This is a genomic window from Ilumatobacter coccineus YM16-304 (assembly GCF_000348785.1).
GTDB lineage: Bacteria > Actinomycetota > Acidimicrobiia > Acidimicrobiales > Ilumatobacteraceae > Ilumatobacter_A > Ilumatobacter_A coccineus.
In genome coordinates this window covers 3,910,643-3,924,569 of record NC_020520.1, presented here as the reverse complement: position 1 = coordinate 3,924,569, position 13,927 = coordinate 3,910,643, and the positions used below count along the sequence as shown (strand labels likewise).

General features: G+C 67.3%; 11 protein-coding genes. 4 read left to right on the top strand and 7 right to left on the bottom strand.

Features of this window, described 5'->3' with window-relative positions; all coding sequences use genetic code 11:
- Nucleotides 1-4: 4 nt before the first annotated feature.
- The 5 genes from phnE (YM304_RS17510) to YM304_RS17490 form a co-directional block, all read right to left on the bottom strand.
- Complete coding sequence (gene phnE, locus YM304_RS17510) at nt 5-895, bottom strand: phosphonate ABC transporter, permease protein PhnE (protein WP_015443052.1); 891 nt, start codon at nt 893-895, stop codon at nt 5-7.
- Nucleotides 892-1,722: a phosphonate ABC transporter, permease protein PhnE gene (gene phnE, locus YM304_RS17505; RefSeq protein WP_015443051.1), complete on the bottom strand. Its 831-nt coding sequence runs from the start codon at nt 1,720-1,722 to the stop codon at nt 892-894. The genes phnE (YM304_RS17510) and phnE (YM304_RS17505) overlap by 4 nt, the downstream gene beginning before the upstream one ends.
- Nucleotides 1,719-2,495: a phosphonate ABC transporter ATP-binding protein gene (gene phnC / locus YM304_RS17500; protein WP_015443050.1), complete on the bottom strand. Its 777-nt coding sequence runs from the start codon at nt 2,493-2,495 to the stop codon at nt 1,719-1,721. Before phnC ends, phnE (YM304_RS17505) begins: the two co-directional genes overlap by 4 nt.
- 174 nt (nt 2,496-2,669) lie before the next feature.
- Nucleotides 2,670-3,815 (bottom strand): phosphate/phosphite/phosphonate ABC transporter substrate-binding protein, encoded by a 1,146-nt coding sequence (locus tag YM304_RS17495; RefSeq protein WP_015443049.1) that lies wholly within the window; start codon nt 3,813-3,815, stop codon nt 2,670-2,672.
- A gap of 117 nt (nt 3,816-3,932) precedes the next feature.
- Complete coding sequence (locus tag YM304_RS17490; protein ID WP_041298410.1) at nt 3,933-4,538, bottom strand: 5' nucleotidase, NT5C type; 606 nt, start codon at nt 4,536-4,538, stop codon at nt 3,933-3,935.
- Between the two features lie 125 nt (nt 4,539-4,663).
- On the opposite strand from YM304_RS17490, the gene cysS reads away from it, so the two are divergent.
- Entirely contained in the window at nt 4,664-6,025 is a 1,362-nt protein-coding gene (gene cysS / locus YM304_RS17485) for a cysteine--tRNA ligase (RefSeq protein WP_015443047.1), read from the top strand.
- A 59-nt stretch (nt 6,026-6,084) separates the two neighbouring features.
- Here the strand turns inward: cysS and YM304_RS17480 are convergent, their stop codons facing one another.
- On the bottom strand, nt 6,085-7,080 hold the full coding sequence (locus YM304_RS17480) for a hypothetical protein (RefSeq protein ID WP_154723523.1): 996 nt from the start codon (nt 7,078-7,080) through the stop codon (nt 6,085-6,087).
- A gap of 198 nt (nt 7,081-7,278) precedes the next feature.
- Here YM304_RS17480 and YM304_RS17475 point away from each other — a divergent pair, with 198 nt between their 5' ends.
- The 3 genes from YM304_RS17475 (at nt 7,279) to YM304_RS17465 (ending at nt 11,039) form a co-directional block, all read left to right on the top strand.
- A complete protein-coding gene (locus tag YM304_RS17475) occupies nt 7,279-8,739 on the top strand; it encodes an extracellular solute-binding protein (protein WP_015443045.1) in 1,461 nt (486 codons plus the stop codon).
- Nucleotides 8,740-8,806: 67 nt separating this feature from the next.
- Nucleotides 8,807-10,198, top strand: coding sequence for a carbohydrate ABC transporter permease (locus YM304_RS22975; protein ID WP_015443044.1), 1,392 nt, complete (start codon nt 8,807-8,809; stop codon nt 10,196-10,198).
- Nucleotides 10,191-11,039: a carbohydrate ABC transporter permease gene (locus YM304_RS17465; protein WP_015443043.1), complete on the top strand. Its 849-nt coding sequence runs from the start codon at nt 10,191-10,193 to the stop codon at nt 11,037-11,039. Before YM304_RS22975 ends, YM304_RS17465 begins: the two co-directional genes overlap by 8 nt.
- Nucleotides 11,040-11,059: 20 nt before the next feature.
- Here the strand turns inward: YM304_RS17465 and YM304_RS17460 are convergent, their stop codons facing one another.
- Nucleotides 11,060-13,867 carry a helix-turn-helix transcriptional regulator gene (locus YM304_RS17460; RefSeq protein ID WP_015443042.1) on the bottom strand — a complete coding sequence of 936 codons (2,808 nt, stop codon included), beginning with the start codon at nt 13,865-13,867 and terminating at the stop codon, nt 11,060-11,062.
- Nucleotides 13,868-13,927: the final 60 nt, after the last annotated feature.

Below are 13,927 nucleotides of genomic sequence, written 5' to 3'. Positions count from 1 at the left end.
CGGTTCACGTTCCCGTCTCGGGGGCGAGCACCAGCGCGTCGGGTGACAGCAGCAGCGAGTCCTCGTCGTCGGCCAAGCGCTCCTGCTTCGGTCCGGCGACGATGCGGCGGCGGATGGCGCCCGAGATGGTGTCGACGGCGATCGTTCCGACGATCACCACGATCAGGGCGAGGCCCGCCTGGCCGTATTCTTTGAAGCGGAACGAGTCGGCGAGGGTGCCGCCGATGCCGCCGGCGCCGACGATGCCGAGCACCGACGACGCACGAATGTTGACCTCGAAGCGGTACATCAGGAACGACGTGAGTTCGGGGGCGACCTGTGGGAGCACACCCCAACGCAGGCGTTGGACCGCCGAGGCGCCGACGGCGTCGGTGGCCTCGATCGGGCCGGGCTTGATGTTCTCGATGATCTCGTAGAACAGCTTGCCGAGACTGCCGATCGACCCGATGCCGATCGCCATCACGCCGGCCATCGGGCTGAGGCCGAAGACCGGGATGAACAACAGGGCGAGGATGACTTCGGGGACGGCACGCAAGATGTTGAAGATCTGTCGCGTGACCCAGGCGATCGGACGGCCGACCAGGTTCTCGGCGGCGAGGAACGACATCGGGATCGCGAACACGGCGGCGATGAGTGTGCCGATCCATGCGATCGCGATCGAGTCCCACATGAGGCCGATCAACGTGTCGAGGTTCTCCCATGGGAGTTCGCCGAACATGACCTTGGCGAGTCGGTACATGTCGGCAGGGGCACCGAGCAGGCGCGACCACTTGAGTTCGACGTTGATCGCCGACCAGCCGAACAGGATGACGAAGGCCGTCGTGAGGATGATCTTGAACGTGTCGCGCGACTTGGACGGCAGGAGGTGTGTCGCGCTGGTGGTGACGTTGCTCATACGAGACGCCTCCGGATGCTCACCGAGATCCGCTCGACGACGAAGACGACGATGAAGAACATCACGACGAGGCCCCACAGTTGGTCCCACAGTCCACGGTTGCGGAAGAAGTCGATCCGCTCACCGATGCCGCCGGCGCCCACGAGTCCGAGCACCGCCGATGCGCGCAGGTTGAGCTCGTAGTCGTAGAGCGCGTACGAACTGAACGCCGGGAGGATCTGTGGAATGACGGCCGTGCGCAACATCTGGGTGTGGGTCGCGCCCGAGGCGTTGGCGGCCTCGATCGGGCCCATGTCGATGCCGTCGAGCGTGTCGGCGGTGAGCTTGACCATCACGGCGAGCGAGAAGAAGAACAGCGCGAGCACACCCGACAGGGCGCCGATGCCGACGCCGAGCACGAACAGGCCGGCCCACACGAGGTCGGGGATCGACCGGATCACGTTGTTGATCGATCGGAGGATGACCCGGGGCACGAGGTACGGGTTGCCCACCTCGGTCGACCACAGCGCCATCGGCAGCGAGACGGCGACACCGGCGACCGTGGCGAGGGTCGCCATCTGGAGCGTCTCGACGAAGTAGGCGCGTGACCTCGGCGAGAACATCTCGCCCCACGCGGTGTGCAGCAGGCCCTCGAAGACCGGGTTCGGACGTTGCAGGTTCTCGATCAGGCCGTCGAGCGAGAACCCGATGCGGCGAGCCGTCAGGACGGTGAAGACCAGACCGCCGATGGCCAGCCCGATGACGAGCGCCGACGGCCGCGGGCGCTCAGGGAGGGCGACGGTCTTCGGCGTGGCGGCCCCGGAGACGTCGGTGGCGTCGAGACTCACAGAGCGGCCTGCTTGGCCATCGTGTCGTCGGCGGTGAGGCTGCGACCGTAGATGTCGCGGAAGGTGTTCTCGTCGGCCGCCGAGCCCGGACCGTCGAAGACGAGCTCTCCGTCGCGCAGCCCGATGATCCGGTCGGCGTACGCCGTTGCGAGGTCGAGGAAGTGCAAGTTGACGATCGTGGTGATGCCGAGTTCGCGGCTGATCTGCTGCAGGTACTTCATCACGACGTGGCTGGTCGGAGGGTCGAGCGAGGCGACGGGTTCGTCGGCGAGGATGATCTTCGGTTCCTGCGCCAGCGCTCGGGCGATGCCGACTCGCTGGCGTTGACCGCCGGAGAGGTTGGTGGCTCGCACGTAGGCCCGGTCGACGATCTCGACGCGGTCGAGTGCGCGAGCGGCGATGTCGATGTCGGCCTGCGGGTACTTGCCGATCAGCGTCCGCCAGGTCGGCACCTGGTGCAGGCGTCCCATCAGGACGTTGTTGAGCACGGTGGTGCGATCGACCAGGTTGAAGCCCTGGAAGATCATCCCGACTTCGGAGCGCAGAGCTCGGCGGCCCTTGCGGTCGAGGTTCGGCACGTCGTGGCCGTTGACGTCGAGGTTGCCGCTCGTGAGCGGGACCAGTCCGTTGACGGCTCGGATGAGGGTGGACTTGCCGGCGCCGGAGAGTCCGACGATGACGACGAATTCGCCGTCGGCGATCTCGAGGTCGAGGTTGCGCATCGCAGAAACGCCCCCCGCATAGGTGACGTTTGCCTGCTCGAAGCGAATCATTGGTCGGTGGTTCCCGCTGTGTGTCGGTGCTCGTGGTGACGTGGTGCCGAGGCGTCGGTTGCCGGTGCTCGGCGGAGGTGTTCGCAGTTCAACGGTAGACGCTGAACGCGAGCCGGGTCCCGCTCGCTGTGCGAACGAGACCCGGCTGGTGTTACGTATCGCTCGAAAGGCGAATCAGCTGAGCAGGTCGGCCAGTTCGGTCTCGAGGTTGCGGATGATGTCGTACGAGCCGTCGGGGACGGGCACGAGACCATCGATTTCGTACAGCTCGTCGAGCAGCGCAGCACCGTCTTCGGTCGCCGCGATCGCGGTGAACGCGTCGGCGATGGCGGTCTGGAGGTCTTCGGGCAGATCGCCGGCGACAGCGAAGCCGTCGTTCGGGATCGGCGACGACCAACCGAAGACGACGACCTTTTCGCCGACGTCCGGAACGGTTTCGGCAACGCCGCCGCGGGCGTCGTTGAACGACACGCCGACTTCGGCGTCACCGTCGTAGACGGCCTGGACCGACGAGTCGTGGCCACCGGCGAACAGCGACTCGATGTCGTCGAGCGGGTCGACGCCAGCCTCGAGGAGGCCGAGCGACGGGATCAGGTAGCCCGAGGTCGAGCCCTGGTCGACGAACGACACGGTCTTGCCGGCGATGAGCGAGAGCTTGTCTGCGCCGATCGGGCCGTCGGTCGGGCCAGTGGCCTGGTCGACGCCGTTGCAGAACAGCATGCCGTCTTCGTCGGCGACCGGGGTGTCGTCGCAGAACTCGTCAGGGTTGTTGGTGAACCACTGCGTCACGTACTGCGAGTCGCCGAAGCGGACAGCCTGGAGGATGAGGTTGGCACCGGCGGTGTCGGCGGCCTGGACCATCTGTGACGGGCCGAGTCCACCGGCGACCTGAGCCTGACCGGACTGGAGGGCGACGATGACGCCGGCGTAGTCGGACGGCACGAGGGCCTCGACTTCGACGCCGAGTTCGGCGGCGAGCAGGTCGGCGAGCGGCTGTGCGGTCTCGATGAGGCCGCCGGTCTCCTGGCTCGGGGTGAGCGTGAAGACGATCTTCTCCGGCCAGCCCTCGTTCATGGCTTCTTCTTCCATGGCTTCTTCTTCCATGGCTTCTTCTTCGGCCGGAGCTTCTTCCTCCATGGCCTCTTCTTCCATGGCCTCTTCTTCGGCAGGAGCTTCTTCTTCGGTCTCCTCGGCCGGAGCTTCGGCTTCGGTGGTCACCGACTCCTCGGCGGGCTCATCGTCGCTGCCACACGCGGCGAGTACCAGGGAGGCACTTGCTGCGACGGCGAGGAACGAACGCTTCGTGATGGATCGTTTCATGTTCACGTCTTTCGGATGGATTGATCGACCGGAGTCGATCGTGATGGTTGTGTTGTCTCCCCCTGTGATCGACGGCTCCGAACGAGGCAATCGATCCAGGACATCACCGAGGCTAGGTCAACGAGCGACGTCCGGTCGTCGTACGCGTGACCGTTCGGTGACGAGAGCATGAAATTCTGCCCAACTCGACACGTCGACGGCGCCGTCGACGGGCCGGTTCCACGGCCGAACGAAGCGGCACACCAGGGCGTTCGGGCGATGTTCGACCAGTCCGGGGAGCACGATCGGCGCATCGTCGAGAAACACGTCACAGTCGACTTCGTGCTTGGTGAACGTCAGATGCACCTCGCGCGTGGGGATGGCGTTGTCGGCGAGCCAGTGCAACGTCTCGTGGATCGCCCAGTCGGGCTTGGTCGACACGATGACGATCCGGTGGCCGTCGGCATCGAGGGCTCGCAGTGTGTCGAGTGCGTCGGGGAGCAGGGTGAGATGGCGGAAGATCGACGGGCGTTGCTCGTTGCCGCGAGCCCAGGCCCAGAACTCGTCCATGTCGTCGAAGCCGCCGATGTCGTGGAGTCCGTCCCACGACGTGACCAGGTCGGGGGTGAGCGTCCCGCCGAACTCGCGATTGTGCAGCTCCATCCAGCCGGCGTTGAAGTCGGCGACCACGCCGTCCAGGTCGATGCCGAGCCTCAGCGATGTACGGGCAGTGGAGTCGTTCATGTGCCGCATCGTGCCAGGCGACCGCCGCTCCTCCCACCCCGGACGGTTTGTCTCAGAGACAAACCGTCCGGGGTCGGGGCAATTGCCAGCGGTCGGCGGACGCCTGGCCTCCTACACTGCGGAGCGTGCTGAACCTGTACGACACCGCGACCCGTTCCGTTCGTGAACTGGCTCTTCGAGAGCCGGGCAAGGTCAGCATCTACGTGTGTGGTCCCACCGTGTACGGCCCGGCGCACCTCGGTCACGGCCGCATGGCGATCGTGTTCGACATCCTGCGCCGCTACCTCGAGTGGACCGGGCTCGATGTGCAGTTCGTGTCGAACATCACCGACATCGAAGACAAGATCATCGAACGGTCGCAGCGCGAGAACCGCCCGTGGCAAGACATCACCGAGAAGTGCGAAGCGATGTGGTGGAAGGCGATGGAGGGCATCAACGTCGGTCGGCCGACCGACACGCCGCACGCCACCGAGTACGTCGACGAGATGGTCGAGATGATCGGACAGTTGGTGGAGCGCGACCTGGCGTACACGACCGACGACGGGGTGTACATGGACGTCGAGTCGGTCGACGACTACGGCCTGCTCGCGTTCCAGACGCTCGATGACATGCGCTCGGGTGGCGGCGACCGTGAAGTGGTCGGTGCCGAACAGAAGCGGCACCCGGCCGACTTCGTGCTGTGGAAGTTCTCCAAGCCCGACGAGCCGTCGTGGCCGTCGCCGTGGGGTGACGGTCGGCCCGGTTGGCACAGCGAGTGCGTCGTGATGAGCCTCGACCTGCTCGGTGAGGGATTCGATCTGCACTGCGGCGGGCAAGACCTCCGCTTCCCGCACCACGAGAACGAACGCGCTCAGGCGGTCGCGCTCGGCAAGACGTTTGCCAATCACTGGATGCACAACGGCTTCGTCGTCGACGCCGAAGGCGAGAAGATGTCGAAGTCGATCGGCAACGTGGCGAACCTGCTCGACCTGATCGAGCACTACGACCCGCGGGCCTACCGACTCGTGCTCCTGCAGTCGCACTACCGCAGCCCGGTCACCCTGGGCCAGTCGGTGATCGACAGCGCGGTCAAGGCGTTGTCGGGCCTCGACGCGTTCGTGGCACGCGCCGCCGGTGTCGCGTCGGCCGAGCCCGATGCGGCGACGATCGACGCGTTCCGTGCGGCGATGGACGACGACCTCGACACGCCCAAGGCGATGTCGATCGTGTTCGACACCGTCCGCGCCGCCAACTCGGCGATCGACAGCGGCGACGATGCCGTGGCCGCTCCGCTGGTCGCCGCGGTGCTCGAGATCACCGGGGCACTCGGACTCGAACTGTCGGCGGGCGGCGACGACGTGCCCGCCGAGATCTCGGCGAAGGCGGCGGCGCTCGACGAGGCTCGCGCCAACAAGGACTACGCCGCGGCCGACGCGCTCCGCGACGAGTTGCAGGCCGACGGCTGGACCGTCGAGACCACCAAAGACGGCACCACCGTCCGCCGCTGACGCCACCGCCGCCAGCGCGGATCAGCACGGGCGGCGGTCGGTGCTTGCTCCGGGGTAGATCAGATTTCGGGCGTGTCGAACGAAACGCTGACGAGCGCGACTCGAAGCGCTGTGCAGATCGTGACGACGTAGGTGAAGTCGTCACGGACGACGACGTCGTCGACGGCGTCGAAGCTCTCTCCCGACACGACGAGATCGGCGTCTGGAGTTGCGGGGAGCGACAGCGTCTGATCGACCGCGACTTCGATCAACTCGGGTTCGGTGGCGTAGGTGCCGGCGCGGTCGACGGTTCCCACCAGGTAGACGTCGAAGTCGCCTGGGTCGTCGGTGATGTAGTTCACGGTGCCACCGGTGATCGGTCGCCCTGCGGGCAAGTCGATCGGCGCGTACACGCACTCTCTGGTGGCGCTCGGTGTGTGGATGAACGTCTCGTCCACGTGCCAGTCGTCGCCCGACGGGTCGTCGGACTGGAACTCGAAGCCGCTGAGCACCACCTGGTCGGGTGTCTTCTCGTAGCGGTCGTCGTGGTCGTGGTGCGCGTAGTAGCCGTTGACGTCGATGACGATGTTGACGTTGCCCTTCTCGTTGAACACGTTGAAGGTGCCGGCGTCGGAGAGGGGCGTGTTGACGGCGTTGGGGGTGGGCGGCTGACCCGGCGCCGGGTTGAGGTTGGCGGTGCCCGGGTTGTCGCCGTCTCCCCAGAAGGTGAGGAAGGTCTGTTCGGTGGCGCCGAGCGCGGTGACGTTGAGGGCGAGTGCGACGGCATCGGACGGGATGGCCGCGGCGCCGGTGCATTCGCCGTTGCTGCCGTGTGCGGTGATGGTGGCGATCTCGGCGACGCCGAGCGGGCTCGACTTGGGGCCGACGGTGTTCGGAGCCGTGCGGGTGTCGGCGAGTCGGCAGGGTGTGGTCGGGACGAAGACGGGCCGGTCGCCCGTCGACACGTCCGCATTGACGAGGTTGTAGCCGCCGACGCCGGCAGCACCGACCGTGACCGCCACGGCGGCGCCGATGGCAGCCCAACGAGTTCGGACAACGGCGAGGTCTGCAGTCATCGGCGTGACCATAGGCGGCGAGGCGGGGGAGCCGCTTCGATTATCGGTGTCGACCGAACTCCACTTCACCCAGTGTTCAGATCCCTGTCGGCCGGACGCAACTCACGCGCCCCGTCTCGTCACCTCCCCTCTTTAGGTTCCCGCTCGATCGGCCGACTTGTGCCGATCGACCCCCCCATCCGTGAACCAGGAGAACCGATGACCCCCCGACGAGCACACCGCTCACTTGCCGCCACCGCGTGCGCGGCACTCTTGTTCGCTGCCTGCGGCAGTGACGACGACAGCGCCGACACCGCCGGCGCCGACGAGGTGACCGAAGCCGACGAGAGCACCGACGCTGGCGCCTCCGACGGCGACTCGTCTGAAGCCGCTGCGAGCGGCGACGAGATCGACGTCTGGATCGCGTTCACCGACGATCGCCTCGACTGGACCGAAGCGGTCGCCGCCGAGTTCAACGCGCAGAACGACGGCCCCGACGTGGTCGTCCAGGGCTACGAGGACTACGAATCGCTGTTCGACGCGACGCTGCTCGCGTTCGACCAGGGCGAGCCGCCCGCGGTGGTGCAGTACTTCGAGGCTGCGACCACCGAAGCGCGCGACGCGGTCGGCGCCAACGGCGGATCGCTGTTCACCAGCGTCGAGGCTGCGATCGACGGTCGCACCGAGATCAACGGCGTTCCCGTTGTGCTCGACGACGTCGTGACCTCGGCCGCCAACTACTACACCATCGACGGCACGTTCAGCTCGATGCCGTGGAACACGTCGTCGGCGACGATGTTCCTCAACCGGAGCCTGCTCGACGCGGCCGGCGTGGACGGCACACCCGAGACGTGGGACGACCTGCGCTCGATGTGCGAGGCCTTCATGGCATCGGCTGTCGCCACCGACTCGTGCATCAGCTGGCCGAACCACTCGTGGTTCCTCGAGCAGAGCGTCGCCCAGCAGGGTGCGCTCCTCGCCAACAACGACAACGGTCGCGCCGACCGGGCAACCGAGGTGCTCCTCGACTCCGAGGCAATGGTCGACTACGTGTCGTTCTGGAAGGGCATGCAAGACGACGGGCTCTACGTCTACACCGGCACCCAGCGCGACTGGGGTGGCACGTACGACCTGTTCGCCGCGCAGGAGATCCCGTTCCTCGTGTACTCGTCGTCCGACACGACGTTGCTCACCGACGAAGGCGTCAACGGTGGCTTCGACGTGGAGTCGGCGTTCATGCCCCGCAACGGTGACGCCACCGCCGGCGGCGGCAACATCATCGGCGGTGCGACGCTGTGGCTCGTCGACGGTCTCCCGACCGCCGATCAGGACACGGCGCTCGCGTTCATGAATTTCCTGAACAACCCGGAGAACGCTGCTGACTGGCACCGCACCACCGGCTACATCCCCATCACCAACGCCTCGGTCGAGCTGCTCGAGTCGGAGGGCTGGTTCGACGAGAACCCGAACTCGGCCGTTGCCAACAACCAGCTCAAAGGCGCGGAGACCTCGGCGGCGACCGCCGGCGCACTGCTCGGCAACTTCGTGGCGATCCGCGACGTGCTGACCGAAGGCGTCGAAGACATCCTGGTCAACGACCTCGATCCGGCGGAACGCCTGGCCGAGGCACAGGAAGACGCCCAGCAGCTGCTGGACGAGTACAACGAGCTGTTCGGCTGAGCCGTTCGGCTGAGATCCGGGTGCACTTCCCCGCACCCGCGGCCGGCATGGCGCTGAGTGGGGTGTCGTGAACGTCCCACTCGCCGTCATCTCGGTCATCCTCGTGGCCGTCGCCGCCTCTGCGCTCCTCGCGCACGCGGCGGCGGCACATGGCCGGCCCCGCCTGGTCGGCGCTGTCGTCGGCGCGCTGCTCGGCCTTGCCGGGCCGCTCACCGTGATGCTGCCCCTCGGCTTCTGCACATTCGACGGAGAGGCCACCACGCTCGACCGCTGGTTCGGGCTGGTGCTGATCGCCAGTGCCGGTTTCGTGGCGGCGCGACTCGGTCGCACGGCGCTCGACCCAGAGGCTGCGCAGAAGCGTCGCCGTCAGGGCGACGACATCACTCACGGCGTGTTCCGTGGCAACCGGGCGATCCCTTGGCTGCTCCTCGCGCCCACGCTGATCGTGCTGGTCGTGTTCTTGTACTGGCCCGCGCTGCGCACGCTCCGGCTGTCGACGCAGCTCGCTCGACTCGGTGCTCCCCGCCGGGCCGATCGCTGCGTCACCAACTTCACCGAACTGATCGGGCCCGACATGCCGTGGCTCGTGGTCGGTTCGGGCGCCGTCGCGGCGGCGCTGTGGGGCGCGGTGTGGCTCGTTCGTCGTCGGTTGGACACGACGCCGATCGGGCCCACCCGCCAGCGATTCGAAGCGTTCATGCGATGGGCCTCGACGCTCGCCACCGGTGCGGTGCTCCTCGTCATCGCCGGGCTGTGGACGGAGGACTACCGGGCGGTGTTCGCCGTGACGATGATCATCTCGATCGGCACGGTCGCCGGCGGGCTCGTCATCTCGCTCGGCATCGCGTTCCTCGCCTACCAGCCGATTCGCGGCGCCGGGATCTACCGGACGCTCCTCGTGTGGCCGTATGCGATCTCGCCACCGATCGTCGGGCTGCTGTTCTTCGTCATGTTCGACGCCAACTCCGGCATCATCGAGCACTGGCTCGACAACCTGTTCGGCCTCGCGCTGCCCGACTACCGGACGAACACGCGGCTCGCCCAGTTCGTCGTGATCCTCGCCAGCATCTGGAAGACGCTCGGCTACAACCTCCTCTTCTACATCGCCGGGTTGCAGACCGTCCCGAAAGACCAGTTGGAGGCGGCGATGCTCGACGGTGCCGGCTCGTGGCAGCGGTTCCGCTTTGTCGTGATTCCGGCGCTGTCGCCGATCACGTTCTTTCTCATCGTCACCAATCTCACCTACGCGTTCTTCGAGACCTACGGCACGATCGACTACCTCACCTCGGGTGGCCCGGCGGGTCAGACGAGCGTGGCGATGTACGAGGTGATCCAGACCGCGATCCCCGGGCGTGACCTCGGGCGCGGCGCTGCTCAGTCGCTGGTCCTGTTCGGCGGTGTGGTGGCGCTGACGATCTGGCAATTCCGTTCGACCGGCCGGAGGGTCAGCTATGGGTGAGTTCAACATGCGAAGCGCGCTGCGGCCGAAGTCGTCGGTCGACCGCTGGTACACGCACCTCGCGCTGATCTCGACGGTCTGTCTGATCGGCTTCCCGTTGATCTACGCGATCGTCGTCTCGACGCAGTCGAACACCGAGTACTTCTCGCGACAGCTCACGCCGGGATCCAGCCTGCGCGACAACTTCGACGTCGTGTGGCGCCAGCGCGATCTCGGTTCGTACATGATGAACTCGATCGTCCAGGCGGTGATCATCACGATCGGCAAGACGATCACGGCGATGCTCGCCGGCCTTGCGTTCGTGCATTTCGACTTCCGGGCGAAGTGGTTCGTCTTCTGGTTCGTGCTGGTGACGTTGATGATGCCGACCGAGATCTCGATCATCGCGTTGTTCCAGATCGTCGGCGACCTCGGTTGGAGCAACTCGATGCTCGGGCTCACCGTGCCGTTCCTCGCGTCGGCGACCGGTGCGTTCCTGTTCCGGCAGCACTTCGCGAAGCTCCCGGCGGAGTTGTCGGACGCGGCGCGCATCGACGGTGCCGGGCCGGTGCAGTTCCTGTTCCGGATTCTGCTGCCGCTGTCGTGGAACGTGATCGGCGCGCTCGCCGTGATCCAGTTCCTCTACTCCTGGAACATGTACCTCTGGCCGCGGCTGGTGATCAACGATCAGTCGGAGCAGGTGGTGCAGATCGGGCTCGGCACGCTGCGCAACGTCGGAGGCGGCCAGTCGTACGGGCCGTTGATGCTCGGCGCCGTGATCGCCTCGATCCCTCCGACGCTCGTGTTCGTCCTGCTGCAGCGCACGTTCTTGAAGGGCTTCTCGATCTCGGCCGACAAGTAGCAGGTCGGTCTCGCTACGGGTCAGCGGCGGTGTTCGCCGATGGCCGTGGCGAGTTCGACGCGGTTGCGGATGCCGAGCTTTCGGAAGATGGCTCGGAGGTGCGCCTCGACCGTGCGGATGCTGAGGAAGAGGAGGGCTGCGGCTTCGGCGTTGGTGTTGCCGTCGGCAACGGTGACCGCCACGCGCAGCTCGGCGGGCGTGAGTGCGGTGAGGACGCTCTCTCCGATGCCGGAACCGGCCCCGCGGCGGCCTGGGGCGGTGCGTGATTCGTCGGTCTCGGCGTTGCGGGTCGAGAGTGGGATCGACCCGTCGACGGGGGAGGCGATGGGGGAGGCGAGGAGGTCGCAGCGCTTGACGTACGGGGCTGCGCCGAGGCGCGCGAACCGTTCGCGGAGTTCGTCGGTGTCGACAGAGATCGGGCGTTGGGTCACGCGTTCGTGTTCGCCGACGAGGAGCTCGATCCGTGCCGACTCGAACGGCGCGTCGAGCGCCCGAGCGAGTGCGACGGCGTCGGCCGACGATCCGGTGCCGAGGAGTGCAGCGCCGAGCGCAGCGATCGCCTTCGACCAGGGCCGCGCGGTTCGGGAGGCGTGTTCGGCCAGGCGGTCGACGACCGTGCGAAGGTCGTCGCCCCGGCCGAGTCGCCACAGTGTCTCGACGTGGTCGAGGTCGATCCACATCGCCCCCGGTTCGAGTGCGCCGCCCTGTTGCATCTTCATCGAGATGTCGTCGACCAGTTCGGCGGCTCGGCGCACGTTGCCGCTCGCGAGGTCGTTGTTGGCGCGTGCGATCTGGGCCGCGGAGGTGATGAACTCCATGCCGACCGGCTCCGCCTCGGCGAGCGCGGAGTCGACGAGGGCGTCGACGCCGTCGACCTGCTGTGCGGCGAGCATCCGAGCGCGGATCGCTCGTTGCCACACCTTGCCGGCACTGGTGCGGGCGACATCGATGTCGAGGTCGCTCATCGTCCGACTCAACGCGCTCGCCCAGCGGCCTTCGCGCCGATCGAGTTCGGCGAGGCAGGCGTCGGTGAAGTCGGTGATCGCAACGGCGCCGCGCGCGTGGGCTTCGGTTCGCAGCGAGGTGAGGGTGCGTCGAGCGGTCGCTCGGTCGTCGACGACGAGTTGCGCGTAGCCGACGAGTTGGAGGAGGTTGAGCGCGCTCGTCTCGAGTTTGTCGGGAGCGGCGCCGCCGAAGAGGTCCATCAGGTCGAGGTCGCAGCGAACGGAGTCGTCGAGGTCGTCGTCGCCGGCTCGTCCGCGCAGGGTTGCAGCGAAGCCGCGGCACACCGCTGCGGCGCCTTCCCAGGTCGCCGACGCCGCGGCGCTGACGGTCGGCGACGCGATGCCGGTGGTGAGTTCGCCGGCGATGTCGACCGCGAGTTCGACCTGGCCGGCGAGGCACGCCTCGATGAACGCCGCCACGCGCAGGCCGGAGGCGACCTCGGCGTCGGCCCCTTCGACGACCATCGCGTCGTCGAGATAGATCCGGATCGTGTCGACGACATCGTGTTGCCACCCGGTCGCCGCCCGGTGCAGTTGGCGCAGACGGATTCGTCGGACGGTGTCGACGGGGGCGTCGGCCGCGTCGGCGGTGACGCGGGCGGCCTCGCCCGGGAAGCAGGCGTACCACCACGATTCGGCGGCGGCGATGAGCTCGTCGGCGCGCAGCCGCTCGTCGCGTGCGAGCGCAGCGGCTTTCTCGAAGCACCTCGCCGCCTCGATCGGTGCGCCACGGTCGGCTGCCCGGCGGCCTGCCGCATCGAGGAGCCGAGCGACGTCGTCGTCGGTGGTCGACGTGGCGTCGGCCATGTGCCACGCGGCTGAGTCGGGCTGCGTCGCGGTGACGGCGAGGCATCTCGACACCTCGTGCTGTTCGGCGGTGCTCACTGCCGCGGCGGCCGCAACCTGGTACTCGGCATGGCGGAATCGGACGGGCGCATCCGGCTCGATGACGTCGACGGTCTCGTCGGATCGAACCGCCTCAGCGAATCCGACCGTCTCATCGCCGGTGAGCAGTGTCCACGCTGCGTCGAGATCGTCGCCCGAACGCTGACGAGCGAGGAGACACATCGCGAGTCGCGTCTGCGGCGTGCAGGTGTCGACGCGTCCGCCGGCGTCGATGTCGTGCCGACCACGGGAGCGATCGTGGCGTTGCGACAACCAGTCGAGCAGCGCGAGCGGGTGCCCGGCGGTTGCGTTCCACGCTGCGTCGGCGACGCTCGCATCGTCGCTGCCCAGCCGAGTGGCGACGACCTCGTCGCTCTCGGTCTTCGACAGGCCGCGAACGTCGAGGCGCTCGCCGAAGGTCACCATGGGAGTGCTCGGCCGCTGTGCGATGAGCGTGGTGGGGGAACGGTCGGCGAGACGTCGCAGTGCGAATTCGATGACGCGCCGCGAGGTCTCATCGAGCCAGTGAGCGTCGTCGATCACGAGGAGCCCCGTGTCGGCGGCGAGTCGGTCGAGTGCGGCGAGCACATCCGCTGCGGCCGCGAGTTCGGCGTTGTCGGAGGGGCCCGATTTCGTCGGCGCTGCGGGCGCCGGTGAGTCGGCCGTCGTTTCCTGCAGGGCGGCGGCGTCGAGGAGTTGCGTGACGCCGCCGAGCGGAACGTGTTGATCGAGCAGCGTGCCATTGACTCGAAGCACTCGATGCTCGAAGGGCCACGCCCGGTCGACGAACCACCGAACCAGTTCGCTCTTGCCGATACCCGCCGGCCCGCGAACGGTGACGACTCTGCCGGCGAGGTGCTCGGTGAGCATTCGAGCGGCACCGATCTGGTCGATGCCGAGCGCCGCCGCCAGTCGCTCGCGATCCGCCCCCTGTGACACGCCTCCAAGCTAGGACACGCCCGGGCGGCACGGTCGGCCTTTCCCGCCGCAGTTCGGAGG